Below are 24,936 nucleotides of genomic sequence, written 5' to 3'. Positions count from 1 at the left end.
CCCGGCCGGAGCTCGTGCGAGACTCGACCGGTGACGACGACGCACGAGACCCTCCGGCCGCCCCGACGCGACGAGCGCAACTGGGCGGACAGCTTCAGCTACGGCGCGACCGAGGTCGTGACGCCGACGTCGCTCGACGAGCTCCGCGGACTCGTCGCCGAGGCCCCCCGCATCCGGGCGCTCGGCACGCGTCACTCGTTCAGCGACGTCGCCGACGGCCGCGGCCTGCTGGTCTCGACGACGGCCCTGCCCTCCGACCCGGTGATCTCCGACGACGGTCGCAGCGTCACGGTCGGTGCGGGCACGAACTACGCCGTCGTCGCCCGCCACCTCGACCGCCACGGGCTCGCGCTGCTCAACATGGGGTCGCTGCCGCACATCTCGGTGGGCGGGGCGATCGCGACCGGCACGCACGGCTCGGGTCTCGGCCTCGGCAGCCTGGCGAGCGCGGTCTCGGCGCTCGAGATCGTCGGACCGGACGGGTCGCTGCGCACCGTCCGTCGGGGGGAGCCGCCGTTCGACGGCAGCGTCGTGGCGCTCGGCGCCCTCGGTGTCGTCGTGCGGGTGACGCTCGACGTGCAGCCCGGGTTCCGGATGCGCCAGGACACGTACGTCGACCTGCCCTGGACCAGCGTCGACGACCACCTGCTCGACGTGTTCGGCGCGGGCTACAGCGTCAGCTTCTTCCACGAGTTCGACCACCGCATCCGCGAGGTCCTGGTGAAGTCACGCGTGCCCGACGGCCTCGCGGACGTCTCGATGCCCCGCGAGCTCTGGGGTGCCCGTCCGGCCCCCGTCGACGAGCACGCCGAGGTGACCGGCACGAAGTCGACGCCGATGGACGGCAGCGTCGGCTCGTGGGCGGACCGGTTGCCGCACTTCCGCATCGACGCGACGCCGTCGGTGGGCTCCGAGCTGCAGAGCGAACACTTCGTCGCGCTCGAGGACGGGCCGGCCGCCCTCCGCGCCGTGCAGCGACTGGGCGACACCCTGCGTCCGCACCTCCACACCTGCGAGACCCGCACGGTCGCGGGCGATCCGCTCTGGCTGAGCCCGACGCCCCGCGACAGCCTCGCGATCGCCTTCACCTGGAAGAAGCACCCGGCCGAGGTCGGCGCCCTGATCCCCCGCGTCGAGGAGGCGCTGGCCCCGTTCACCCCGCGGCCGCACTGGGGCAAGCTGTCGGCCCTGCCTCCGGCGTCGATCCGGGCGGCCTACCCGCGCCTGGACGACTTCGCCGCGCTCGTGCGCGAGGTCGACCCCGACGGCAAGTTCTCGGGCCCCGCGCTCGAACGTCTGCTCGCCTAGCCGGTCGTCGAGGTCGCGTCCGTGGCCTCGGACCGCTGCTCGCCGACGACGACGGAGGCGGTCAGTACGACTCGCCCGTGGGGTCGGGGGCGTCGAGGTCGAGCAGCTCAGCGCCGCCGACGGGCAGGCCCTGCCACGTCTGCAGACGCCAGCCGCGGTCGAGCGTGCCCTCGAGCGTGACGACGCCCGTGTTCTCGAGCAGGTGCCGACGGATGAACTCGTCGTCGGCGTTGACGGCCCGCGAGCCGACCCAGGCACGGATGGCCGCACCGTGGCTGACGGCGGCGACCGTCTCGTGCCCGTCGCGCTCGCCCGCCGCGACGAGCTCGGCGAGGGCGGAGTCGTACCGTGCGAAGAACTCGTGCCCGTCCTCGGAGCCGGGCACCCGGGCGTCGAGGTCGCCCGACGTCCAGGAGAACACGCGACCGACGTAGGCCGTGACCGCGTCGGTGTCGCTCCGGCCCTCGAGGTCGCCCGCCCTAACCTCGCGCAGCCCGTCGAGCACCACGGGGGCGAGCCCCCGGGCGTCGGCGAAGGGCGCAGCCGTGAGCTGCGTGCGGACGAGCGTGCTGACGGCGAGGGCGCCGATCGTCTCGTCGGCGAGGGCGGCGGGGAGCGCCTCCGCCTGGCGCCGCCCGAGGTCGGTGAGCCCGACCCCCGGGGCGACGGTGCCGAGCTTCCCCTCGACGTTGTCGGGCGTCTGACCGTGGCGGATCAACAACAAGCGCATGATCGTCCACCCTACGGTGGGCCTCCGACACCGCCGCCCCGGGGCGGAGGCGCGAGGCGGGCGACGACGGGCGATCGGGCTGGGCGGGACCGGCGGGCGGCGGGCGGCGGGGTCAGGCGTCGGGCCAGAGGCTGCCCGCGTCGACGACGGCGTCGGCCCGGCCCCGGGTGGAGCGGACCAGCCGGGCGGCGACCTCGTCCGGTCCGGCCGCCCAGGCCTCGGCCGCCTCGGGCGTCATGCCGAACCGGACGTGACGCGCGACCAGCCACCGTCGCCGGAGCGCGGCCGGGGTGTCGACGAACCACACCTCGTCGAACGCCGACCTCACGTCGGGCCACGGGGCGAGCTCGGCCAACAGGTAGTTGCCCTCGCTGACCACGACCTCGACGCGCGCGTCGACCTCGATCGCGCCCCCGATCGACTCCTCGACCCCGCGGACGTACTCGGGTGCCCAGACCGTCGACCGGCTCGTCCGCAGACGGTGCAGCAGGGCCAGGTAGCCCTCGGCGTCGAATGTGTCGATCGCCCCCTTGCGGTCGAGGCGGCCGAGCCGGGCCAACGTCGCACCGGCCAGGTGGAAGCCGTCCATCGGCACGACGACGGCCCGCACGCCCACGCGCGAGAGCCCCTCGACGACGGCCGCGGCAGCCGTGCTCTTGCCGCCACCCGGTTCGCCCGCGACGCCGATCAGGGTGCGGACGGGCGTCGGAGCCGGCCCGGAGGACGACGCGCGGTGCGGCGAGGAGCCGAGCCGCGCCTCCTGCGCTCTGGCGTGGACCGCGAGGGCGCGGGCGACGAGGTCGTCGACCGAGCCGAGCGGGGTCGCCGTCACTCGGGGCGGCCGGCCGAGCCGGGCACGGCGCCCGGGTCGTCGCCGACGTCGGCCGTGCGCAGTTCGGTGAGGGCGGCCTCGCGGCGCGACCGACGCCAGGCCAGCAGGGCGTGGAGGGCGATCGGCACCACCGAGAGCGCGACGAGCACGACGGCGAGCACGTCGATGTGGTCGCGGATGAACGGGATGCCGCCGAGCAACGACCCGAGGACGGTCATGCCCACGGCCCAGAGGAACGCCCCCGTGACGTTGAAGAGGAGGAACTTCGGGTACCGGTAGCCCGCCGTGCCGGCCGCGAGGGGGACGTACGTGCGGACGATCGGGACGAACCGCCCGAGGATCAGGCTCGTGCCCCCGTACTTCGCGAAGAACGCCTCGGCGCGCTCGAGGTAGGCGGTCTTGAGGATGCGGGCGTCGTCCGTGAAGAGGCGGCGGCCGAAGCGGTTGCCGAGGAGGTACCCGACCTGGTCGCCCAGCACCGCGGCGACGAAGGCGCACAGCGCGATCACCCAGACCTGCAGGCCCAGCGCCTCGTGCAGCACGCCCGCCGTGAAGAGGAGGGAGTCCCCCGGCAGGAAGGGGAAGAGCACGCCCGACTCGACGAACACCATCAACGAGATGCCGGCGAGCGCCCAGGGTCCGAGGGCAGGCAGCAACTCGTCCGGGTTGAACAGGACGAACCCCCCGCCGGTGGAGGCGGGCAGGGCGGCGAGCAGGGCGTCGGCGATCATGAGGGACGACCCTAACGGGTCGACCCTGCGGCGCGGCGTCCGCCGAGCGGACCAGGCCGTCATCCGGCGGTCTCGGCCGGGCGGGGGATGCCCCCGCGCACGCCACGCACCTAGCCTGGGGCGATGCGGACACCCCCCAGCATGCCGACGACAGGACGCACGCGATGATCGAAGCCCGGAACCTCACCAAGATCTACGGAGACAAGCGCGCACTCGACGACGCCACCTTCACGGTCCGCCCCGGCCTGGTCACCGGGTTCCTCGGCCCGAACGGCGCCGGCAAGTCGACCACCATGCGCATGATCGTGGGCCTCGACCGACCCACCCGCGGCAGCGTGACGGTCAACGGCAAGCGCTTCGCCGACCACGCGGCCCCGCTGCACGAGGTCGGCGTCCTGCTCGACGCCAAGGCCGTGCACACGGGCCGCAGCGCCCACGACCACCTGCTGGCCATGGGTGCCACGCACGGCATCGGCAAGAAGCGCGTGGCCGAGGTGATCGCCCTGACCGGCCTCGAGTCGGTGGCGAAGAAGCGGGTCGGCGGCTTCTCGCTCGGCATGGGTCAGCGCCTCGGCATCGCCGCAGCGTTGCTCGGCGACCCCGCCACCGTGATCCTCGACGAGCCCGTCAACGGCCTCGACCCCGAGGGCGTCGTCTGGGTGCGCACCCTGGCCCGCTTCCTCGCGAGCGAGGGCCGCACGGTCTTCCTCTCGTCGCACCTCATGAGCGAGATGGCGCAGACCGCCGACCACCTCATCGTCCTCGGGCGGGGCAAGGTGCTCGCCGACTCCCCCGTCGCGGACGTCATCTCGCAGGCCTCGGGCGACGCCGTCCGCGTCCGCAGCCCGCACGCCGACCACCTCGTCTCGCTGCTGCGGGGCCCCGACGTCGCCGTCACGGCCGTCGAGCCCGGCGTGGTCGAGCTGCGCGGCGTCACCGCCGAGCGGGTCGGCGACCTCGCCGCCTCGTCGGGCGTCGTGCTGCACGAACTCACCCCCCTCGTCCGCTCGCTCGAGGACGCGTACATGACCCTCACGCAGGACTCCGTCGAGTACCACGCAGGAGGCGCGGCGTCGGGCAGCCACGTCGCCCCCGACACGCAGACCCCCCAGGGAGCGACCCGATGACCGCCACGACACCCACCCGCCACCTCGACCGGCCCGCACCTCCCGCCTCCAGACTCTCCTTCGGGGGCGTGCTGCGCAGCGAGTGGATCAAGCTCCGCACCCTCCGGTCGACGTGGTGGTGCCTGGCCGTCATGGTGGCCGTCATCGTGGCCTTCGGCGCCCTGTTCTCGACCAGCGCCGGCTTCTTCGCCCTCGACGGCGCGACGCGTGAACAGCAGCAGGCCGTGGTGGCGCAGTCGGTCACGGTCGGCGTCGTCTTCGGTCAGCTGGTCGCCTCGATCCTCGGGGCTCTCGTCATCACGGGCGAGTTCGGCACCGGCATGATCCGCTCGACCTTCACGGCCGTTCCCCGCCGCGGTGCCGCCCTGGTCGCCAAGTTGATCGTCGTCGCCGTGACCCTGTTCGTCGTGTCATTCATCGGGCTCGTGGTGTCGCTCCTCGTCAACAGCGCGATCCTGCCGCTGCACGACATCTCGGTCGACTTCGCCGACGTCGCACTCTGGAAGACCGTCCTGGGTGCCGCCGTCTCCGTCGCGGCCATCGGCATGATGGCCCTCGCCCTGGGCGCCATCATCCGCAACGGCGCGGGCGCCATCGCCTCCGCCGTCGGCATCGTGTTCGTCCTGCCGATCGTGCTGCAGCTCTTCATGACGGCCAACGACTCGGTGTGGCTCTACAACCTGAACGAGATCATCCCGCCGAACGCCAGCGCTCGCCTCTACGACTACGTCGTGGACGGGCGGTCCGCGACCATGCTGCCCGTGCCCGAGGGCGCCTGGGCACTCGAGCCCTGGACGGCCCTGCTCGTCCTGGCCGGTTGGGTCGTCGTGCTCTTCGCCGTGGCCTTCGCACTCGTGAAGCGACGCGACGTCTGACCGACCCGCACCGCGCCTCCTCGGGGTGACGGCGCGGCGATCGTGACGGATCGGGAAGAACCGGACCGTCTCGTACGTTCAGCCGCACAGGCACACCCGCCGTCACCTCCGAGGAGCCCCATTTGAGCAACGACCTCTCGCCCGCGCCGACCACCGTCCCGGGCGCGTCACCGACCTCGACGTCGAACGCCCACGGAGCCGACGCCTCGGGCGCCGACGGCGGCCAGGCCGCGACCGACGCCCGCAACAAGCTCGTCATCGGGTTGCTGCTCGTGTCGGCGTTCGTGGTCATCCTCAACGAGACGATCATGGGCGTCGCGCTGCCCAGCCTGACGCGCGACCTCGGCATCACGGTCACGGCGGGCCAGTGGTTGACCACGGGCTTCATGCTCACCATGGCCGTGGTCATCCCGATCACGGGGTTCCTGCTGCAGCGCTTCAACACCCGACCCGTGTTCATCACGGCCATGAGCCTGTTCAGCCTCGGCACGGCCATCTCGGCCGTCGCACCGGGCTTCGGCGTGCTGCTGCTCGGCCGCGTCGTCCAGGCCTCGGGCACGGCCATCATGATGCCGCTGCTCATGACGACCGTGCTCACCCTCGTGCCGCCGGCGACCCGGGGCCGCACGATGGGCAACATCTCGATCGTCATCTCGGTCGCGCCGGCCATCGGGCCGACGATCTCGGGAGTCATCCTGAGCGTGCTCGAGTGGCGCTTCATGTTCATCCTCGTGCTGCCGATCGCGCTGGCCGCCCTCGCCCTCGGCGCGGCCCGCGTCAAGAACGTCACCACGCCGAAGAAGGTGCCGCTCGACGTCACCTCGGTGATCCTCTCGGCCTTCGCCTTCGGCGGGATCGTCTTCGGGCTCAGCTCGATCGGCGAGGGCGCGGAGGCGGCCGTCCCCGCATGGGTCCCCCTGGCCGTCGGCGTCCTGGCGCTGGTCGCCTTCGTGCTGCGCCAGCGGTCGCTGCAGCGTCGTGACCGCGCTCTGCTCGACCTGCGGACCTTCCGCTCGCGCACCTTCACCATCTCGGCCTCGGTGCTCGGCGTCGGCATGATCGCCCTCTTCGGCACGCTGATCGTGCTGCCGATCTACCTGCAGAACGTGCACGGCCTCGACCCGCTCGCCACCGGCCTGCTGCTGCTGCCCGGCGGTCTCGTGCAGGGCTTGCTCTCACCCGTCGTCGGCCGCCTGTTCGACCGCTACGGGCCGACCGTCCTGCTCGTGCCCGGCACGACGCTCGTCAGCGCGGTGCTGTGGTTCATGTCGACGGTGTCCGAGTCGACGCCCATCCCGATGGTGCTGGCGGCGCACGTCGCCCTCAGCATCGGCCTGGCGTTCATGTTCACGCCGCTGTTCACCTCGGGCCTCGGCTCGCTGCCGTCGAACCTCTACTCGCACGGCAGCGCGATCGTCGGCACGGTGCAGCAGCTCGCCGGCGCCGCGGGAACGGCCGTGTTCGTCACCGTGATGACGCTCGCCGCCACCGCCGCCGCCAGCCAGTCGGGCGTCGGCGTCGCGGCGACGGGAGCGGGCGTCCGCGCGGCCTTCCTCGTCGGGGCGATCATCTCGGTGTTCGCCGTCGTCGGGTCGTTCTTCGTCCGCCGCCCACCCGTGGTCGAGGGCGCCGAGCCGGTCGTCGCCCACTGACGCCGGGGCGCCGAGTCGGTCGTCGCCCGCTGTCGGCGGGGCGGCCGAGTCGGTCATCGCCCGCTGACGACGGGGCGCCTGTGCCGGACCCGGCGCCCGTCCACCCGTAACGGCGCCGGTGCACGTGCCCACACCCGCGCCCGGCGCGAACACCCACCCGGAGCCCCCACCGGTCGGCAACTCCTGACTCGTGACGGGCGTCGGCCTCGTGTCGCCGCCGTCACGGTCCGTGCCGCCCTGTGGTCCTGCGTTCCCGACGTGCGCCTCCGTCCGACGATCAGCCGTCGGCGCGGCTGCGCGGCGACCTGCCTGCCGACCTGGATGTGCGGCGAATTCCTGACCGGTGCGGCGCGCCGACTGGCGACTGCCCCGCGGTCGGCCCGTCTCTCCTCGGAAGCCCTGCGTTGCCGACGGGCACCGGCCCGAGGCGGACGGTGCCGGGCTCCGGGCACGCTCGCGGACAGGAACGTCGCGCGCGAGTAGCGTCCGTGCACGTGCAGATCGTGCACAGTTGCACACCTCGCACCCGTCGTCGCATCACCGGGAGGCCGACCCATGACCAGCACACCCGCCACCTCGTCCGGAGCGACCAGGAGCCTGGTACCCGCCCGCATGGACCGGCTCCCCTGGACGCGGTTCCACTGGTCGATCGTCGTCGGTCTCGGCTTCTCCTGGGTGCTCGACGGGCTCGAGATCCAGATCGTGGCGTCGGCCGGATTCCAGGCCGACCTGGGCCTGACCGCGGCGGAGGTCGGCCTGCTGGGAACGATCTACCTCGTCGGCCAGGTGTTCGGCGCGCTGATCTTCGGGCGCATGGCGGACAGCCTGGGGCGCAAGAAGCTCTTCATCCTGACGCTCGCGATCTACCTCGTGGCGAGTGCCATCGCCGGCCTGGCGCCGAACTTCGCGTTCTTGGCCGTGTTCCGATTCTTCGCCGGTGCGGGCATCGGCGGCGAGTACGCCGCGATCAACTCGGCGATCGACGAACTCATCCCCTCGAAGTACCGCGGCCGCGTCGACATCGCGATCAACGGCACCTACTGGGGCGGGGCGGCCCTCGGCGCCACCGCCAACATCTTCCTGTTGAACCCCGACCTCTTCGCCGAGAACGTCGGCTGGCGCATCGGGTTCTTCATCGGGCCGGTGCTCGGGCTCGCCATCATCTACCTGCGGCGACACATCCCCGAGAGCCCCCGGTGGCTGATGACCCACGGTCGCGAGCAGGAGGCCGAGGCCACGGTCGACGGCATCGAGGCTCGCGTCGAGCGCGACAAGGGCACCGATCACCTCTCGCCGGTGTCGGACGACCAGGCCATCGAGGTGGTGGCGGCGGGACGCATCAGCTTCGGGACGATCATCCGCACCCTGGTGCGTGACTACCCCAAACGGACCTTCGTCGGCGCCGCGATGATGATCACCCAGTCGTTCCTCTACAACGCGATCTTCTTCACGTACGCGCTGGTGCTGCAGAACTTCTACGGCACGAGCCCCAGCAGCACCCAGTACTTCTTCCTGATCTTCGCCGTGGGCAATCTGCTCGGCCCGCTCGTGCTCGGTCCCCTGTTCGACAGTTGGGGACGGCGCCAGATGATCTTCCTGACGTACGCCGTGTCGGCAGTCGTCCTCGCCGTGTCCGCCGTCCTATTCCAGGCGGACGTCTTGAACGCGGCGACCCAGACCGCCTTCTGGAGCGTCTCGTTCTTCTTCGCGTCGGCAGGAGCGTCATCTGCCTACCTGACGGTCAGTGAGATCTTCCCGCTCGAACTGCGCAGTCAGGTGATCGGGTACTTCTTCGCCCTCGGCCAGATCGTCGGGGCCGTCGCGCCCAGCCTGTACGGAGCACTCATCGGCGACGGGAGCGACCGGGGCCCGTTGACCGGCGGGTACTTCCTCGGGGCGGGGGTCATGCTCGTCGGCGGCGTCATCGCCCTTCTCTTCGGCGTGGACGCGGCACGCAAGTCGCTCGAGACCATCACGACTCCCCTCTCGGTCGTGCCACCGTCGAAGCAGTCCCCCCGGGGCTGACTTCGGCGTCCCGGCGTTCCGGGTCGCCGAGGTGGGCCGGCACCCACCTGCCGATGATGCGGCCGTGGTGTCATCGGTCCGTGCCCGGCGGTCGGGTGCAGCCCGTACCGCCGACACGTCACACCGTCAGCACTTCGCGCCATCAGCTCCCCACCGCCCGCACTCGCCCCGCCGAGACCCCGCGCGTCCGTCCATTCGGTCAGCACACGACCGTCGGCAACTCCTGCCCGATGCCCTGCCGCGGCATGGCGAGGCGCCAGCGCCTGCGCCCCCGGGGCCCGAGCACCCGCGGCAACGAGGAGTTGCCGACTTCCGCCACGGGCCTGGCGCCACCCGCCATGTGGATGAGGGCGTCGACGGCATCCGCAGTCGATCGCCACCGGTCCCTGACCATGCGGGCGCTGGCCCGGAACGGAATCCGGCCGCTCCGGGCGATGTCGGAGTCCTTGGCCCGGTCCTTCTCGAACCGATCGGCGTGGTGGGCCCGCCCATCGGTCTCGAGGCCGATGATTCCGTCGACCACCATGTCGATGACCTTGTTCGTTCCCTTGATGGGCACCTGTCGCACGACGTGGTGCCCGGCACGTCGGAATCTCGTGCCGGCGACGCTCTCGAGGATGCTTTCCGCGCCTCCTTCGCTCCAGGCCGCGAGCCCGGCGGCGTCCGCTCGGAGACGGGACAGCACCTCGGCCGCGTCGTCGTCGTCCGAGACGATGCCCGCCTCGCGGGCCCAGTCGACGAGCAGGACGGCGTCCTCGAACGAGTCGGCGTCGATGACCGCACGGGCGAGGGCGTCACGAGGATCGACCGCCCAGGTCGAGCCCCGGTCGCTCAGGTCGAGCGAGTCCCACACGACCCTCGCTCCGCGGCGTCGCCGGAGGCGTGACGCCGTCTGGGGCACCGACACGGTGACGGGCGGCCGACGCCACGACCAGGCCCCGAGCAAGTGCAGAGCGGATGCTCCCGTGAGCCGACCGCCGACAGCCACCGCCACGTGGCGAGGGTCGCCCTTCGGCCAGGTCGAGTACCACCCCCGCCTGGGTCTGCTGACGCTGCCTGACCGGACGGCGCTGGTCAGGTGACGGTCGGTGGCCCCGTGCGCGACCAGGTCGCGTTTGTGCAGGAGTCCCCCGGCAGAGGCGACGAGTTCGGCGATCGTGGTCATGGGATGCGACAGTGTCGGAGATGTCGACGAGATCGCGGAGGCGGCGCCTCCGTTGTGCACGGAGTTGGACCGTTCGCCCCTCGGGAGGAGACGTCGGCGTCCCGGTCGCCACGTCGACGGCGACGTGATGCGTCGCCCTGTCGCCAACTCCCCTCCGTCGCCCGGGTGCTGCCGTGGTCGTGGTGGCCGGCCCGCGGGCGTCGACCGCGGTCAGGAGTTGCCGTCGCGGTCGGAGTGGCGGGACGGAGTGACAAGGGTCAGGGAGCGCACAGCGCCGGCCTGAGTCGTGACAGGTCTGGCCCGATGCCGATGTCCACGAGCACCAGGCGACCCGCGAGACGCGACGCCGGGGCGACGAGCAGCCCGACCTTGCACCCGCCGAAGGTCACGGTGACGTCCGCGGCGAGCACGACGAGCGGGTCGGGGACGGCTCCGTCGTCCACGCCGATCCCGCTCGGCACGTCCACGGCGACCACGACCGGCGAATCCGAAGAACGGGTACCGATACCGGCACCGGCACCGGTACCGGTACCGGCACCGAGCATGGCCGTCACGACGCGGAGGGCGTCGCCCCGCAAGCCGGGCCCGTCAGAGCCCGTCCCGACGAGACCGTCGAGCACCACGTCGTACCCGGGGAGCATCTCGGAGACGACCGCCTGGTCGCTCCAGGATGGGACGTCGCCGAGGACGGCTCCAGCCCCGAGCGCGGCGGCCAATGCCTCCTCGTGCATGCGCGTCCCCACGGGCACCACGGTCACGACGCCCCCCGACGGCACGAGTTCGCGAGCGAGGGACTCCCCCGCGTAGAGGGCGTCGGCCCCGTTGTTGCCGCTGCCCACGAGCAGCAGCACGCGGGCGGCACGGACCCCACGGCGAGCACGAGAAGCGTGCAGCACCTCCCGGACGACACCTGCCAGCCCGTCGGCTGCCCGTTGCATGAGCGGTTCGCCCGCTTCGAGATGAGGACGTTCCGCCTGGCGGATCTGCGCGGCCGTCCATGCGTCCATCATGACCCCAGCCTGCCCCGGTCACCCGTCGGCCGACCAGACGTCGCCTCGCTCGGGCGCAGCTGAGCCGAGCCGCTGCCAGGGCAAACCGTCCCAGAAATCGGTTGAGGGTGGATCGGGGGTGCCACCGGGTTGACAATTCCACCGCCACGACCCAGCCCGTGCCGCCGATGCTGGTCGACACGGCCGATCGTGGACACGGCGGAGGAATTGCCGACGGTCGGCGCCGCCGAGGGCCGATGGGTGCCACCGGGTCGACAATTCCACCGCCACGACCCAGCCCGTGCCGCCGATGCTGGTCGACCCGGCCGATCGTGAACACGGCGCAGGACTTGCCGACGGTCGGCGCCGCCGAGGGGGGAGGGCAGGCAGAGGAGGTCAGCACGCACACGCGCAGGCAGCTCGGCCCGCTCACGAACAGGCGTGCAGGCACGGGTCGACCAGCTGACAGACAGAGAGGCCGGCAGGCTGAGCCCGAGGCAGGCAGGCAGGAAGGCACACAGGCAGGCAGACAGGCGGGCAGGCAGGCGCACAGACAGGCAGACAGGCAGACAGGCAGACACACAGACAGGCAGGCAGACACGCAGACAGGCAGGCAGACACGCAGACGGGCAAGCGTGCAGGGCGTGCAGGCCGGACGAGCAGAACGCGCAGAACGTGCGCAGCGAGCACTACGACCACAACCCGCGCCGACCACCGGGCACTGCCAGACTGGCCGGATGCGCGCGAGCACCCCGAACCCCGTCGACGGCACCGAGATCGCCTACGAGGTGGACGGCGACGGCCCTCCCCTGGTGCTCGTGCACGGTTCGGGCCTCTCGCGCGGCACCTGGCGCGGCCTCGGCTACCTGCGCGACCTGCAGCGCGACTTCACCGTGGTCGCCCTCGACATGCGGGGCCACGGCAAGAGCGGCAAGCCCCACGACGCGGGGTCGTACTCGATGGAGCTCCACCGCGGCGACGTCGCCGCCGTCCTCGACGCGACGGGGCTCGAGCCGGCGCACTACGTCGGCTATTCGTTCGGCGCGCGCATCGGCCTGTCGATGGCGGCGAACGAGCCCGGCAGGCTCCGCACGCTGACCACGATCGGTGGCAGTTGGGCTCCGATGAACGGCAACATCGGTGCGACCTTCACGCCCGACTGGCACGACGCGCTCACGACCGGCGGCATGGCCCGCTTCGTCGACCGTTGGGGTGAGACGATCGGCCGCCCCATCGACCCCGAGACGCGTCTCGCCTTCATGCAGGACGACCCGGCCGCCCTGGCCGCGTTCTTCACAGCCGCCGAGACGGGTGGCGGCCTGACCGTGGCGCAGCTCGACTCGGTCGAGGTCCCGACGCTCCTGCTCGCGGGCACGCGTGACGTCGACCGTCACCGCGAGTCGCAAGAGGCCGCGCGGCGCATGCCCGCCGCCGTCTTCTACTCGCTCGTCGGCCAGGACCACGCGTCGTCCCTCCTGCCCGTCGACCAGGTGACCGACCTGCTGCGCACGTTCCTCGAGACCGTCGACGCCTGACGGCCGTCGACACGGCCAGGAGGCGCGGCGGGCCCTGGGAGGCGCGACTCGCGACCCGGGCGTCCCCGGCAGGCGCGACCCACCGCTCCGGGAGGCCCGACCGACGACCACTGATGACCCCGGGAGGCGCGACCCACGACCGCGGGACCCCCCGGAGGCGCGGCTCCAGGCCCGGTACCCCGCCGAGACGCGAGCGGACGCCCGCCCCGGCTGCGAGAATGGGCGCACCATGGGCATCAGTCGACGAGCGTTCTTGACGGGTTCGGTCTCGGGGGCCGCGGTCCTCGTGCTGACCGCCTGCACGACGGGTGCGCCGACGCCCACCGGCAGTCCGTCGCCGACCGGTGCCGCGCCGACCCCGACGACCAGCCCGTCCGCCGCTGCGCCGGGGACGATCGCCCCCGCCGCCTTCCGTCGCAGTTCGTGGGGCGACGACCCCTACGCGCTCGGGGCGACGAGCCATCTCACCCCGGGCACGACCGACGCGGATCGCCGCCTGCTCGGCACCCCGATCGACGACCGGCTCTTCTTCGCCGGTGAGGCGGTGGCCGCCTCGATGGGCGGCACGGTCTACGGGGCCCGTCAGTCGGGCTTCGACGTGGCCGCCCAGGTCGCCGAGGTCGCCGCGACCGACGAGCGCATCGCCGTCATCGGGGCCGGCATCGCCGGGGCGACGGCCGCACGTTCGCTGGTCGAGCGGGGTTACGACGTCGTCGTCGTCGAGGCCAGGGGCAGGGTCGGCGGCCGGGTGCACAGCGTCCGCGACGACGACTGGCCCTTCCCGGTCGAGCTCGGCGTGGGTCTGCTCGAGGGCTCGGGGGCGGTCGCGCTCGAGGCCGCGCTCGCGCTGGCCCGGGTCCGCACCCGCCCCCTCGACGACACCCTCGAGGTCCGCACGTCCGACGGCACGGTCGACTCGGCGGGCGACGCCGTCGACCGGCTCGACCGGGCGGCGTCCTGGGCCTCCGCCCGAGCCGGCTCGAGCGACACCGGCACCGGCACCGGCACCACCACCGGGGCCGACGCCGACGCCGCCACGAGCGTCACCGACGCCCTAGCGGGGTCCGGGGCCGACCAGGTCTCCTTCGTCCCCGGCCCCGACGGCGTCTCGGACGCCGACCGGCTCGCGCTCGTCCTCGACGACCTGCTGCCCGCCCGGTGGGGCGCGGGGGCCGACGACCTCGCCGCCGCCGCGCTCGGCGACGCCCCCTCGGCCGACCTGCTGCCCACCGGCGCGACGCTCGTCACGGGCGGCCTCTCCGGCTTCGTCGCCGGTCTGCTCGACGGGCTCGACGTGCTGCGCGACAGCAACGTGGTGCGTCTGCAGTACGGCGACCAGGGCGTGGGGCTCCGCTTCGCCACCGGAGAGTCGCTCTCGGTGGACCGCGCCGTGTCGACGATCCCTCTCGGCGTGCTCAAGTCCGGGGTCCCCGAGTTCTCGCCCGAGCTGCCGTCCACGCACGCCGACGCGATCGAGGCCCTCGGCGTCGGCACCCGCGAGGTGCTCTGGCTGCGCTTCGACGAGGCCTTCTGGTCGACGCAGGCGACCGTCTGGGCCGTGCTCGACGACGAGGCGCCCTACCGGCTCTTCGTGAACCTCCTGCCGGCCACCGGTGCTCCGCTGCTGCTCGCCCTGACGGGCGGCGAGGCGGCCTCGGCCGTCGCCGACCTCGACGACGACGACGCCGTGGCCGCCGCGATGCGCAGCCTCGCGCCCTACCTCGACCTCGTGGCCGAGGGGTCGCCGGCGCCCACCGACGAACCGTCGGCCGACCCGACGGCCTGACCCGCGCCTCCTCGTCGCGTGACCGCAGGAGGCGCGGTGCGCGTCGACGACTCCGGCTCGCGGCCCCGCGACCTTCGGGCGTGCGGCCGCACGTGGCTCAGGGCGACGAGGGCGACGATCACCCCGACGATCGTCCCCAGCGCGATGCCGTTGTAGAGGACGAACTCACCCGGCCAGGTCACCTGGGCCGGATCGAGGAAGAAGTACGGGTACCAGCCGACGTCGGCGCCACGGACGATCGTGAAGACGCCCCAGAGCAGCGGGAAGACCAGGACGACCGAGACCACGCGCCAGCGCACCCGGGGCCGGTCGGGGGCGAGCACCCAGTCCACGAGCACGAAGGTCGGGATCACGAAGTGCAGCAGCTGGCTCGACCACGGCACCTCGATGCGGTAGTCGTGGCTCGCCGACTCGGCGACGATGATGCCGAACACGATGCCCGACACGATCACGTAGGTGCTGACCAGGGCGTGGACGGCGGCGAACCAGCCGGGTTCCGGTCGACCGACGAGCAGGAGCGCCCCCGCGGTCGCGAGGACGACCACGTTGGCCATGTTGCTCTGCTGCGTGAAGTAGCTGAAGTAGTTGATCGAGCTGAAGGTGCTGAAACCGAGGACGTAGACGAAGTCGGCGACGAGCGCGACCACGCCGACGGCGGCCGCGAGCAGGCGTAGGACGCCGACAGTCCGTCGCACCGTGTCACGCCCTCCGGGTCCGGTCGTGTTCTGGGGGAACGTCGATCGTACTAGCCCTCGACGGAGGCCCCGACGCGACGAGGCCGGGCGGACGCGTCGTGACGACGTGTCGGCCCGGCCTCGATGCCCGATGCCGCCGTGACGCGACACCGTGCCGATCAGGGGATCAGCTGGGGATGTAGTTGAACTCGTCCGGGTTCGGGCCGGTGCGCTCGTCCTTGTTCAGGGCGGTGATCGCGGCGACGTCGGCGTCCGTCAGCTCGAAGTCGAACAGGTCGAAGTTCTCCTCGACGCGCGAACGGGTGACCGACTTCGGGAAGACGATGTCGCCCCGCTGGATGTGCCAGCGCAACGTCACCTGGGCGGTCGTCTTGCCGACGCGCTCGGCGATCTCGGTGATGGTCTCGTCCTTCAGCACGCCGCCCTGGGCGATGGGCGACCAGGCCTCGGTGTGGATGCCCTTCGAGACGCCGAACTCGCGGAGGGCGTCCTGGGTGAGGTACGGGTGCACCTCGATCTGGTTGACGACCGGCACGACCGAACCCTCGTCGAGGATGCGCTCGAGGTGCGCCTGCTGGAAGTTCGAGACGCCGATCGACTTGGCCCGTCCGCTGGCGTGGATCTCTTCCATGGCCTTCCAGGTCTCGACGTAGTCGACGTCGATGCCGGGCAGCGGCCAGTGGATGAGGAAGAGGTCGACGTAGTCCTGCTTGAGGGCGTCGAGCGTGCCGTCGAACGCCTTCAGCGCGTCGTCACGCTTATGGAAGCCGTTGTTGAGCTTCGAGGTGACGAAGATCTCGCCGCGGTCGATGCCGCTCTCGGCGATGGCCTCGCCGACGCCCGCCTCGTTGCCGTACATCTCGGCGGTGTCGATGTGGCGGTAGCCGACCTCGAAGGCGGTGAGGGTGGCGTCCTTCGTCTCGGCCGGGTCGACCTGGTAGACGCCGAACCCGAGCTGGGGGATCTGGATTCCGTTGTTCAGGGTGATGGTGGGGATCGTGGTCATGTGTAGAGCCAACCACCGACCCCCGCCGAGCCTTCCGAGGAAGCCCTGGCGCATGTACCCCGGGCGTGTTACAGTCATGAGTCGCTTGGGCCCCTCTTCTCACAGGGTCCCCGTGCGGTGACGACCGAGTCCACACCGGTTCACTGCCCGAAAAGCCTCGCGAGACGACCTCGCCGGATGCGCACGACGACCACCGATCGTCGTTGCCCTACTTCTCCGGCCGCCGTCTCCGCAGGCCCGACCACCGCCTCCTGGCGGACCACGACCGCCCACCCGGCGGGTCGTCCCACGGATTCTGTCGCAGCACAGAGCACACATCGAAATCGAGCATCATGAACGACATCATCAGCATCACCGGCACGGTCACGACCGTGCCCACCCTGACCACCGCCCGTCTCGTCGAGTTCGTCGTCGTCGACGACCGCGGCACCGAGTTCGCCGTCCGCGCCTGGCGCGACGACGTGGCGGCCGCGGTCCGCCCCGGCGCGACGGTCACCGTCCACGGTGCCGCCGGCTGGGTCATCCCGGGCCGCAGCTGGCGTCACGAGCCGAGCCGCACCATCGTGCAGGCCTCGACCGTCGAGACGCGCGAACTGGCCCTCGCGGCCTAGGCCGTCCCGGCGCCCGAGGCGCGACGACCTGCAGGAGGCGCGGTGGGGCTCACGGCCGCACCGCGCCTCCTGCGGTCTCCGCCCTCCGACGACGACGGGCCCGGCCACCGAGAGGTGACCGGGCCCGTCGTCGCGTCACGGGAGGACCGGGAGCATCGGCGCGGAGGCGTCGGGGACCGGCCCGTCAGAGCCCCTGGGCGCGCACCAGGATGGGACGGTGGTCGCTGACGCCGGCGGGCAACGTGACGACGTCCTCGATCTTGAGGTCGTAGCTCGTGGCGAAGTCGAAGTGGCCCTTGACGTACTTGTAGCCGAGGTAGGTCGGGGTCGAGCTGCGCGTCAGCACGAAGCCGTCCCGCTCGATGTGCCTGCGCAGACCTCCGTGGAACCACGGGTAGTTGAAGTCGCCCACCATCAGCATCGGCACGCCCGGCGCGAGCGAGCGCATGAGGCGGTGCGCCGACTCGACCTGCTTCTTCCGCAGGGCGTTGGTGGCCGTCAGCGGAGCCGCGTGGAACGATCCGATCAGGACGTCGCGCCCGCTCTGCCGGTCGGCCAGGTGCATGGCCAGCAGACGCTCGTGCGCCGGCGACATGACCCGGTCGTGCATCGACTTCTTGAGCGCGTACACGTTCGTGCCCAGCAGCTCGAAGCGCGAACGTCGGTAGTAGGCCGCGAGCCCCAACCGGTTGTTCTGCGTCGACGCCGCGAGGGCGAAGTCGCCGAACTCGTCGGGGATGTCCTTCGTGTCGGCCTCCTGCAGGCACAGCACGTCGGCGTCGTTCTCCTCGGCGAGCGATCGGATCTCGCCCTTGGCGGTGTGCTCGCGCAGGTTGTAGCTGACGACGCGCATGGTGTGTCCGTTGTGTTCATCCACGAGTAGCGAACCTAGTCCACGAGTGTTTCGAGCATGTGCAGGTTGGACGAACGGGGGGTGCCGGGTGCGGCGGACGTCGCGTCCGCCGCACCCGGCACCCCCCGTCGTCGGCTACGCGTCGTGGTTCGAGCGGTCGGCACCGGTCGCCGTCGCGGCGCGAGCCGCCCGACGACGCGTGCCGACGACGAGCGCGGCTCCCAGCAGGGTCAGCAGGGCGGCCAGGCCGACCGGGCCGGCCAGCTCGGCGCCGGTGAAGGCGAGACCGGTCGTGGTGCCGCGAGGCGTGGACGCGACCGGCGTGGTCGGGCCGGCCGCGGGGGCGGCGACGGCGGCCGGCGTCGACGGCGAGGCCGTCGGCGTCGTGGGCGTGCTCGCAGCTGCGGGGACCCGGGCGAACCAGGCGTTCGAGGCCGTCACGGCCTGACCGGACTCGATGCCGCGCGCCGTCACGGTGCCGACGTCGTGGTGGTCGACGCTGCCGGCCTGGACGCCGCCGAGTGCCGCGGTGCAGTCGAACGAGGCGCCGACCGCGAGCGGTCCGGCCCAGGTCACGCCCGACGCCGGGCCGCCGAGCGGCGAGAAGTCACAGCTGAGGTCGGTGACGGTGCCGTTCGCGACGACGGCGTCCGAGACGGTCACGTCGGCGAGCGCGTCGGCTCCGGAGTTGGTCACCTGGTAGGCGAGGGAGGCGGTGCCGTCGGCGCCGAGGAGGACCGCGGTCTCGGCGGTGTCGGCCGCGTGTCCGGCGTCGTCGTCCTTGGTGATGGACACGGCGGACGCGGGCACGTCACCGCTGCCCTGACCACCGGCCGAGGCCTGCGTCTTCGACGCGCTGACGCGGCTGTCCTCCGCCACGCCCGCACGGACGGTCGAGCCCGTCGCGACGTTCGTGAAGGTCTGGGGTGCGGTGGCGGTGCCCGTCGGGGCGGGAAGGCTCACGGCCACGGAGGTGCGGTACTGGGCGGTGTCCGCCTCGGGGCCCCACGTGGCCGTGTAACCGGCCGACGTGCAGTCGAACGTGAGCGGCGTGACGACGACGGGTGCGGCGAGGGTGCCGTCGGCCTTGGTGCGGATCTCGGTGAACGCCGCGGTGTCGCAGTCGAAGGCCCACGTCTGGCCGGCGGGGACGGAGTCGCTGACGGTGGCGGAGTCGAACGGCCCCATGGGCGTGTTGACGCTCCAGACGAGGAAGTCCTCGGCGGTCAGCCGCCCCTGGTCGGCGCCGGTGTAGGTGCCGAACTTCGTGACGACGTCCGAACCACGGAGCGTGCCCGTGGGGGTGACGACCGTGGTGAAGGTCGCGCCGTCGTTCGTGGTCGAGGTGAAGGGAGTGGGCTCACCCGACGGCGTGGTCGACGACTCGAAGTCGGAGCGGACGAAGGCCGAGCCCTTCGTGTTGAGGTGGTCCTCGGCGTAGGCCGTCATGGTGAAGGTGACGACGAACGGCTCGGTCCGCTGGACCGTGGCCTCGGCCACGACCTGGTCGGTCGCCGGGTCACGGAGGGCGAAACCGGTGGGCAGGTTCTTGAGGTGGTCGCTGAGGGTCAACGTGAAGGTGTCACCCTCCATGGTGCCGTTGGGCACCTGCCAGGCGATCTCGGTCGTCAGCTGCTGACCCTGACGGGGGTTGGTCGGGGAGACGGTCACGTCGGTGACGGCACCGGTGACCTCCTTGGCCTGGGCGGAGGTCGCAGGCCCGGTGAGGGCGGCGGTTCCGGCCAGGGCCAGCACGGCGAGCAGGGCGGCGGACAGGCGCAGGGCCCTCCGCCCGCGACGGGGAGACCCCGCGAGGGTGAGCGAGTGCATGGTGGTGCCTTTTTCGGGTAGGTCAGACGCGCGCCTCGACCTGCTCCCCCTGCGCCGTGTTCGGGTACGGCGCAGGGGTCGGGTGAACAGGGATCGTCACGTCTCGGGTGCCCCCAAACTAGGGCCGGGTTGCTGACAGTGTCCACCATTCGGGGGACAGATCACCCGGATGGGCGTGCGGGCGACGCCGGCGGTCCCCCGAGCCACCCGCTCCGGGGGACACGGCGACCCGGTGCCGACGCGCGGGCGGGGCGGCGACTCCCTCAGCCCACGGCCGGCTGGCGACGGGCAACTCCTGACGAGTGCACGGGCCCGAGGCGCGAACCGGGGCGCCCCGGACGGCGCGGCGGCACCGGACAGGACTTGCCAGCCAAGCCGGCCTGCGACGGGCAACTCCTGACGAGTGCGCGGGCCCGGGACGCGAACCGGGGCGCCCCGGACGGCGCGGCGGCACCGGGCAGGAATTGCCCCCAGGTCGAGGCGGAGACGGGCGGGGACGCGAGGAGGCGGTGGCCGCCTCCCGTGGGGAAGGTGACCACCGCCTCCTGGCCGTCAGGCCGTCAGGCCGTCGGCGCTGCTACCAGCGCCACGGGAACCACCCGTGGAAGAGGTCGCCGAGGGCGTTCCAGATCCACTGGAGGACGTCGCCGAGGCTCCAGCCGCCCCCCGGGTTGCCGGGCTGGCCCGGGCCGGGGCCCGGGTCGGTGGGCACCTCGGGCGCTTCGCCGGACGCGACCGTGAGGTAGGTCACCTGCCCGGTGTCGCCGTAGACGACGCGGCCGAGGTAGGTCTGCTCGTAGGCCAGGTCGGTCCACGACGCGGTGAGCGTCGCGGTCTCGCCGAGTCCGGCCGAGAGCGTCGCCGGGTCGACCGTGAGGCCTCCGACGGCCGCCGCGGGGTCGAGCAGGTACGACGTGAGCGTGTAGTCGAGCGCTCCCGACCCCGAGTAGAAGTCGACGAGCAGCACGTACTCGCCGGCCGCGGGGGCGTCGAGGTCGATCTGCTCGTCCGCCGAGCCCGTCGCCGAGACGGCCGCGAGCTGGTCGGGCGCACCGTCGGCGTCGGCCGTGTAGAGCAGCAGGTCGAGGTCGGCGGTGTCGTCGGCGCTGTCGAGCACGAAGCGCGCGTGGGTGGTGCCCTCGGCGATCGTGACCGGCGTCTCGGCCGCGGCGGCTCCCGCCGTGCCCGACCCGGTCGTCACCTGACCGGCGACGAGCCCCTCGGTGGTCAGCGGCAGCTCGAGCGCGTCGCCCGCGGTCACGTCGAACGCGGTCTCACCCGTGGCGCCCTCGCCGGCCACCTCGGCCGGTGCCTGCAGCCGGACGGGTCGGACCGCCAGGGGGCTGCGGACGTCGTGCTCCCCGTCGCTCCAGGTCAGGTACCCCGTCGCGAACTCGTCGAGCGCGGCCGTGGTGCGGGTGAAGGTGACCGTGTAGTCCTGCGTCTCGCCCGCCGCGGCGAACGTCAGGGTCGAGGGCTCGACGGTCGCGGTGACCCCGTCCATCTCGATCGGGGCGACCGTGTAGGTGCCCGCCTCGGTCGAGGTGACGCTGCGGGTGACCTGGGCGGTGCCGGCCAGCGAACCGACGCTGATCGACGGCAGGTTGAGCGACGAGTCGGTCCCCTCGACGGTGTCGATCGAGTCGACGTAGGCCTGCCAGTCGGCGGGGCCGTTCTCGTAGACCAGGCCGGGGTCGAGGAACGCGGTCGGATCGACGTGGCCGGCCCCCTGGGCGAAGACGTCCTGGCTGGGGGCGCCGTCCTCGCCGACGAGGTCGTAGGCGGTCGTCATCATGGCGGACTTGACCTCGTCGGGGGTCCAGTCCGGGTGCACGCCCTTCGAGAGGTACAGCGCCGCGAGGCCCGCGATGTGCGGGGACGACATCGAGGTGCCGGAGAGGAACTCGTACGTGCCGGGCTCGCCCTGCGCGTTGGCACCGTCGGCGAGGATCGCCACGCCGGGCGCCGAGATGTCGGGCTTCAGCAGGTTGCCGCCGTCGGCGGTCACCGGACCACGCGACGAGAAGCCGGCGATCTGCGGGGTCGCGGGCTCGGGCAGCGCACCCGGGTTGCCGTCGAGCAGCGTGACGGTCGCGCCTTCGGTGTCGGCGTACGCGTGGATCGCGGCGTAGTCGTCGGCGTTGAGGTGGACGGTGGGCACGGCGTGCTCGTCGAGGTCGACCGAGCTGCTCGTCGGGTTGACGAGCACCATGCCGATGCCGCCGGCGCGCTCGACCTCGGCCGACTTGGCCGTGCGGTCGTAGACGCCGCGGTCGCAGAGCACGATCGTGCCGGCGGCCTTGGCGGGGTCGAGGGTGTCGGGCGCACACAGCGTCACGGCGGTGGCGTCGGCACCGGCCGCGGCGACCGCGGTCGACGAGACGAAGTCGCCCGTGAGGCCGTCCTCGCCCGTCGGCACGGTGATCGAGCCGCCGAGGTAGTTCGTAACGTCGGCGGTCTGCACCGTCGCGCTGTAGCTGGGGATGGTCGACGCGGCGACGGTGGTGATCCACGGTGCGGCGTTGTCGGCCGTCGTGGGGGTCGGGCCGTCGTTGCCGGCCGAGGCCGCGACGAAGACGCCGGCCGAGGCCGCGCCGAGGAACGCCTGGTCGGTGGCCGAGAAGGTGCTCGTGGCACCGCCGCCGCCGATCGAGTAGTTGATGACGTCGACGCCGTCGGTGACCGCGGCCTCGATGGCGGCGATCAGGTCGAGCGTGGCGCACCCGTCGTCGTCGGTGCCGACGCGGTCGGGACCGTCCCAGCAGACCTTGTAGGCCGCGATCTTCGCGGCCGGGGCGACGCCCGACACGGTGCCGAACGAGCGGTCGCCGATGGTCGCCTCGACGTCGGCGTTGCCCGCGGCGGTCGAGGCGGTGTGCGACCCGTGGCCGTTGCCGTCACGGGGCGAGAGGTACTCGCCCTGCTCCTCGGTGCCGATGTTGCCGACCCCGAAGCCGTCGACGAAGTACCGGGCGCCGATCAGCTTGGTGTTGCAGTCGCTCGCGTCGAACTGGACGCCGGTCTGGCAGACGCCGGTGAAGGTGCCGCCGTCGCCCTTGGCGAAGACGGTCGCGTCGCCCTCGAGGTGCGGTTCGGCGTCGCTCGCGGAGCCCAGCGGGTCGCCGGCGAACGAGGCGTTGCCCGCCGCGATGCCCGAGTCGATGATGCCGACCACGACGCCCTCGCCGGCCTTGTCGCGCCCCCCGACGGCGTCCCAGACGCCGCCGTTCCCATCGGCGTCGCCCAGCCCGAGGAACTCGGTCGAGGGCGTCGCCTGCAGCTTCAGCAGTTCGTTCTTCGACACGGCGGCGACCGCCGGGTCGCTCGCGAGCTTCGCGGCCTGGGCGGCCGTGAGGTCGGCGGCGAAGGCGTTGGTGGTGATGGCGTAGCTCGCCTCGACCGTGGCTCCCGCCGCGGCGGCGACGTCCTGCTGGACGTCCTCGAGGTGCGCGGCGTAGTCCTGCACGGGCGCGCTCTGCGCGTCGAGGTGGCTGCCCTGGGGCACGGCCGTGCGGGCGAGCCCGGCCTTGCCGCCCTCGTAGGTCGCGGCGGCCGGCTCGCGCAGGGTGACGACGTACTTGCCGTCGGCGAACTGGCTGTCGCCCACGACCGCGGGACCGTCGGCGGCGAAGGAGGCGGTGGTCGGCACCGCGACGAGGCCCGCGGCGACGACGCCGGTGGCCAGGATCGCGGCGAAGCCGCCGCGGAGGCGGCTGCGGGGAGGTGCGGACGGCCTGCGTCGGCCGGATGGTGTGATCACGGATCGCCTTTCGATGCACGCCGCTCGGAGCGTGCTGTCGGGGGTGCGCCGCGGCCCCGGGCCACGGTCGATCCATAAGAACTACCTGTGAATGCGCGTGACCCTCTAGTGGGGGTCATGGCCGAAACCGGCCAGTGACCTCCATCGGCCACAGAGTTCACACGAGGAGGCGCGGGCGGGGCACCGAGCCCGTCCTCCCTTGGGGGGACGCACGCCCCTGCGCCGGCCCGACCGGGGTCGTTCCGACGGCTCAGACCCAGCCGCGCCGGGCCGCCTCGACCCCGGCGTGGAACCGGTTGCTCGCCCCGAGCTCGTCGAAGAGGGCGTGCAACCGCCGACGCAGGGTGCGGGACGAGATGCCGAGCTGCGCCGCGATGACCTCGTCGGTCGCCCCGGCGGCCACGAGGGCGAGCAGGTCGCGCTCGGCGGGGGTCGGGGGTCGGGACGCGAGGCGCGCCTCCTCGTCCCGCGTGGGGGATCCGCCCACGGTGGACGACGCGGGATCGGGCCAGGGGGCGGACGTGGGCGTCGACGCCGCGAGTCGGGCCGCCACCTCGGCCCAGTCGACGGCGGGCCCGCCCGCCCCGGAAGCACCGGGCACCGGCAGGGCGCTGCGCCAGCGGGCCTCGAACAGGTCGTAGAGGGCGGCGACGAGCGGCTCGGACTCGGTCACCAGGGCCTCGGGCCGGTCGGGGTCGTGACCGATCGACACGAGGGCGACCCGACGGTCGGCGACGGCCAGCTTGACGGGCAGGTCGTGGGTGATGCGGGCCTCCTCGCCGTCGGCCCCGAGGCGGTGCACGCCCTGCCAGCTGCCGTCGGCCGAGATGCTCGCCACCGTGTAGACGGCCCGCCAGCGCACCCCGCGCCCGAGGGCGACCCGCTGGGTGGACTCGTTGGACGCGACCACGTAGGGCGGCCGGTCGAAGGCGACGAAGTCGGTGGTGGCGCGGTGCTCGAGCCGCGAGTACCAGTCGCCCACGGCGGCGTGACCGACGACGACCCGGGTCAGCTGGTCGGCGTCGTGCGGGCGCCTGCCCTCGTCGAAAAGCTCGCCCAGCTCGGGCACGGCCGCCCGCACCTCGACGAGCTCGTCGGCGCGCGCCGCGACCACGGCCGGCAGGGCCACCCGCGGGTCGACCGCGCCGTACCCCTCGCCACCCGCCGTCCGCTGGACGAGACCGAGCGAACGGAGGCGCTCCAGGGCGGCCAGGGCCGTCGCCTCGTCGAGGTGCTCGGCCCGTGCCACGGCCCCGGGCGTCGGCCCGGCCGCCGCCCCGTCGGCGTCCGCCACCCCGGCCCCGGCGACGACGTGCCGGTAGACCGCGACCGCGACGTCGTCGATGCCGAGCGCGGAGAAGGACGGAAGGGGCACGGGACGATCTTGCCCCGTCCCAGCCGACTCTTGGTAGCGTCGTCCAGATGA

19 protein-coding genes are annotated in these 24,936 nt (G+C 72.7%); 8 read left to right on the top strand and 11 right to left on the bottom strand.

Annotated elements, in window-relative coordinates; genetic code table 11:
• The first annotated feature begins 30 nt into the window (after positions 1-30).
• On the top strand, positions 31-1,308 hold the full coding sequence (locus AC3CCI_RS11090) for an FAD-binding protein (RefSeq protein ID WP_488627224.1): 1,278 nt from the start codon (positions 31-33) through the stop codon (positions 1,306-1,308).
• Between the two features lie 61 nt (positions 1,309-1,369).
• On the opposite strand, the gene AC3CCI_RS11085 is transcribed toward AC3CCI_RS11090, so the two are convergent.
• From AC3CCI_RS11085 to AC3CCI_RS11075, 3 genes are all read right to left on the bottom strand, one after another.
• Positions 1,370-2,038 (bottom strand): histidine phosphatase family protein, encoded by a 669-nt coding sequence (locus AC3CCI_RS11085; RefSeq protein WP_488627223.1) that lies wholly within the window; start codon positions 2,036-2,038, stop codon positions 1,370-1,372.
• Positions 2,039-2,150: 112 nt separating this feature from the next.
• Positions 2,151-2,870 (bottom strand): nucleoside/nucleotide kinase family protein, encoded by a 720-nt coding sequence (locus tag AC3CCI_RS11080; protein WP_488627222.1) that lies wholly within the window; start codon positions 2,868-2,870, stop codon positions 2,151-2,153.
• Positions 2,867-3,601 carry a DedA family protein gene (locus tag AC3CCI_RS11075; RefSeq protein WP_354594733.1) on the bottom strand — a complete coding sequence of 245 codons (735 nt, stop codon included), beginning with the start codon at positions 3,599-3,601 and terminating at the stop codon, positions 2,867-2,869. The genes AC3CCI_RS11080 and AC3CCI_RS11075 overlap by 4 nt, the downstream gene beginning before the upstream one ends.
• Before the next feature lie 164 nt (positions 3,602-3,765).
• On the opposite strand from AC3CCI_RS11075, the gene AC3CCI_RS11070 reads away from it, so the two are divergent.
• The 4 genes from AC3CCI_RS11070 to AC3CCI_RS11055 all read left to right on the top strand — a co-directional run bounded on the left by AC3CCI_RS11070 (position 3,766) and on the right by AC3CCI_RS11055 (position 9,280).
• On the top strand, positions 3,766-4,728 hold the full coding sequence (locus AC3CCI_RS11070) for an ABC transporter ATP-binding protein (protein WP_488627221.1): 963 nt from the start codon (positions 3,766-3,768) through the stop codon (positions 4,726-4,728).
• Positions 4,725-5,603 (top strand): ABC transporter permease subunit, encoded by an 879-nt coding sequence (locus AC3CCI_RS11065; protein ID WP_354594735.1) that lies wholly within the window; start codon positions 4,725-4,727, stop codon positions 5,601-5,603. The genes AC3CCI_RS11070 and AC3CCI_RS11065 overlap by 4 nt, the downstream gene beginning before the upstream one ends.
• A gap of 122 nt (positions 5,604-5,725) precedes the next feature.
• Entirely contained in the window at positions 5,726-7,255 is a 1,530-nt protein-coding gene (locus AC3CCI_RS11060) for an MDR family MFS transporter (RefSeq protein ID WP_488627220.1), read from the top strand.
• Between the two features lie 555 nt (positions 7,256-7,810).
• Positions 7,811-9,280, top strand: a complete 1,470-nt coding sequence (locus AC3CCI_RS11055; RefSeq protein WP_488627219.1) for an MFS transporter — start codon at positions 7,811-7,813, stop codon at positions 9,278-9,280.
• 199 nt (positions 9,281-9,479) lie between these two features.
• Here AC3CCI_RS11055 and AC3CCI_RS11050 read toward each other — a convergent pair whose 3' ends face one another.
• Complete coding sequence (locus tag AC3CCI_RS11050) at positions 9,480-10,445, bottom strand: hypothetical protein (protein WP_488627218.1); 966 nt, start codon at positions 10,443-10,445, stop codon at positions 9,480-9,482.
• A 257-nt stretch (positions 10,446-10,702) separates the two neighbouring features.
• The gene (locus tag AC3CCI_RS11045) at positions 10,703-11,455 is read right to left on the bottom strand and encodes an NAD(P)H-hydrate epimerase (protein WP_488627217.1); all 753 of its coding nucleotides are present in this window, start codon (positions 11,453-11,455) and stop codon (positions 10,703-10,705) included.
• A 716-nt stretch (positions 11,456-12,171) separates the two neighbouring features.
• Between AC3CCI_RS11045 and AC3CCI_RS11040 the strand changes: the two genes are divergently transcribed.
• Positions 12,172-12,969 carry an alpha/beta fold hydrolase gene (locus AC3CCI_RS11040; RefSeq protein WP_488627216.1) on the top strand — a complete coding sequence of 266 codons (798 nt, stop codon included), beginning with the start codon at positions 12,172-12,174 and terminating at the stop codon, positions 12,967-12,969.
• 229 nt (positions 12,970-13,198) lie between these two features.
• On the top strand, positions 13,199-14,755 hold the full coding sequence (locus AC3CCI_RS11035; protein WP_488627215.1) for an FAD-dependent oxidoreductase: 1,557 nt from the start codon (positions 13,199-13,201) through the stop codon (positions 14,753-14,755).
• Here AC3CCI_RS11035 and AC3CCI_RS11030 read toward each other — a convergent pair.
• Together AC3CCI_RS11030 and AC3CCI_RS11025 are read right to left on the bottom strand one after the other, a co-directional pair.
• Positions 14,686-15,450: a Pr6Pr family membrane protein gene (locus tag AC3CCI_RS11030; RefSeq protein ID WP_488627214.1), complete on the bottom strand. Its 765-nt coding sequence runs from the start codon at positions 15,448-15,450 to the stop codon at positions 14,686-14,688. The genes AC3CCI_RS11035 and AC3CCI_RS11030 overlap by 70 nt on opposite strands.
• Positions 15,451-15,616: 166 nt before the next feature.
• Complete coding sequence (locus AC3CCI_RS11025) at positions 15,617-16,456, bottom strand: aldo/keto reductase (RefSeq protein WP_354594743.1); 840 nt, start codon at positions 16,454-16,456, stop codon at positions 15,617-15,619.
• Between the two features lie 332 nt (positions 16,457-16,788).
• On the opposite strand from AC3CCI_RS11025, the gene AC3CCI_RS11020 reads away from it, so the two are divergent.
• A complete protein-coding gene (locus AC3CCI_RS11020) occupies positions 16,789-17,067 on the top strand; it encodes a hypothetical protein (protein ID WP_354594744.1) in 279 nt (92 codons plus the stop codon).
• Positions 17,068-17,251: 184 nt separating this feature from the next.
• On the opposite strand, the gene AC3CCI_RS11015 is transcribed toward AC3CCI_RS11020, so the two are convergent.
• The 4 genes from AC3CCI_RS11015 to AC3CCI_RS11000 form a co-directional block, all read right to left on the bottom strand.
• Positions 17,252-17,920 carry an endonuclease/exonuclease/phosphatase family protein gene (locus tag AC3CCI_RS11015; RefSeq protein WP_488628684.1) on the bottom strand — a complete coding sequence of 223 codons (669 nt, stop codon included), beginning with the start codon at positions 17,918-17,920 and terminating at the stop codon, positions 17,252-17,254.
• A gap of 135 nt (positions 17,921-18,055) precedes the next feature.
• Positions 18,056-19,750: an Ig-like domain-containing protein gene (locus AC3CCI_RS11010; RefSeq protein ID WP_488627213.1), complete on the bottom strand. Its 1,695-nt coding sequence runs from the start codon at positions 19,748-19,750 to the stop codon at positions 18,056-18,058.
• Positions 19,751-20,327: 577 nt separating this feature from the next.
• On the bottom strand, positions 20,328-23,510 hold the full coding sequence (locus tag AC3CCI_RS11005; RefSeq protein WP_488627212.1) for a S8 family serine peptidase: 3,183 nt from the start codon (positions 23,508-23,510) through the stop codon (positions 20,328-20,330).
• A 250-nt stretch (positions 23,511-23,760) separates the two neighbouring features.
• On the bottom strand, positions 23,761-24,885 hold the full coding sequence (locus AC3CCI_RS11000; protein WP_488627211.1) for a helix-turn-helix transcriptional regulator: 1,125 nt from the start codon (positions 24,883-24,885) through the stop codon (positions 23,761-23,763).
• Positions 24,886-24,936: the final 51 nt, after the last annotated feature.

This window comes from Frigoribacterium sp. CF331, from assembly GCF_057787905.1.
This window is presented reverse-complemented; position numbering and strand designations above follow the sequence as displayed.

Coding starts and splice junctions, on each gene's coding strand:
- AC3CCI_RS11085 (WP_488627223.1), bottom strand. CDS start 2,038: ATGCGCTTGTTGTTGATCCGCCACGGTCAGACGCCCGACAACGTCGAG.
- AC3CCI_RS11075 (WP_354594733.1), bottom strand. CDS start 3,601: ATGATCGCCGACGCCCTGCTCGCCGCCCTGCCCGCCTCCACCGGCGGG.
- AC3CCI_RS11070 (WP_488627221.1), top strand. CDS start 3,766: ATGATCGAAGCCCGGAACCTCACCAAGATCTACGGAGACAAGCGCGCA.
- AC3CCI_RS11065 (WP_354594735.1), top strand. CDS start 4,725: ATGACCGCCACGACACCCACCCGCCACCTCGACCGGCCCGCACCTCCC.
- AC3CCI_RS11055 (WP_488627219.1), top strand. CDS start 7,811: ATGACCAGCACACCCGCCACCTCGTCCGGAGCGACCAGGAGCCTGGTA.
- AC3CCI_RS11050 (WP_488627218.1), bottom strand. CDS start 10,445: ATGACCACGATCGCCGAACTCGTCGCCTCTGCCGGGGGACTCCTGCAC.
- AC3CCI_RS11045 (WP_488627217.1), bottom strand. CDS start 11,455: ATGATGGACGCATGGACGGCCGCGCAGATCCGCCAGGCGGAACGTCCT.
- AC3CCI_RS11040 (WP_488627216.1), top strand. CDS start 12,172: ATGCGCGCGAGCACCCCGAACCCCGTCGACGGCACCGAGATCGCCTAC.
- AC3CCI_RS11035 (WP_488627215.1), top strand. CDS start 13,199: ATGGGCATCAGTCGACGAGCGTTCTTGACGGGTTCGGTCTCGGGGGCC.
- AC3CCI_RS11025 (WP_354594743.1), bottom strand. CDS start 16,456: ATGACCACGATCCCCACCATCACCCTGAACAACGGAATCCAGATCCCC.
- AC3CCI_RS11020 (WP_354594744.1), top strand. CDS start 16,789: ATGAACGACATCATCAGCATCACCGGCACGGTCACGACCGTGCCCACC.
- AC3CCI_RS11015 (WP_488628684.1), bottom strand. CDS start 17,920: ATGCGCGTCGTCAGCTACAACCTGCGCGAGCACACCGCCAAGGGCGAG.
- AC3CCI_RS11010 (WP_488627213.1), bottom strand. CDS start 19,750: ATGCACTCGCTCACCCTCGCGGGGTCTCCCCGTCGCGGGCGGAGGGCC.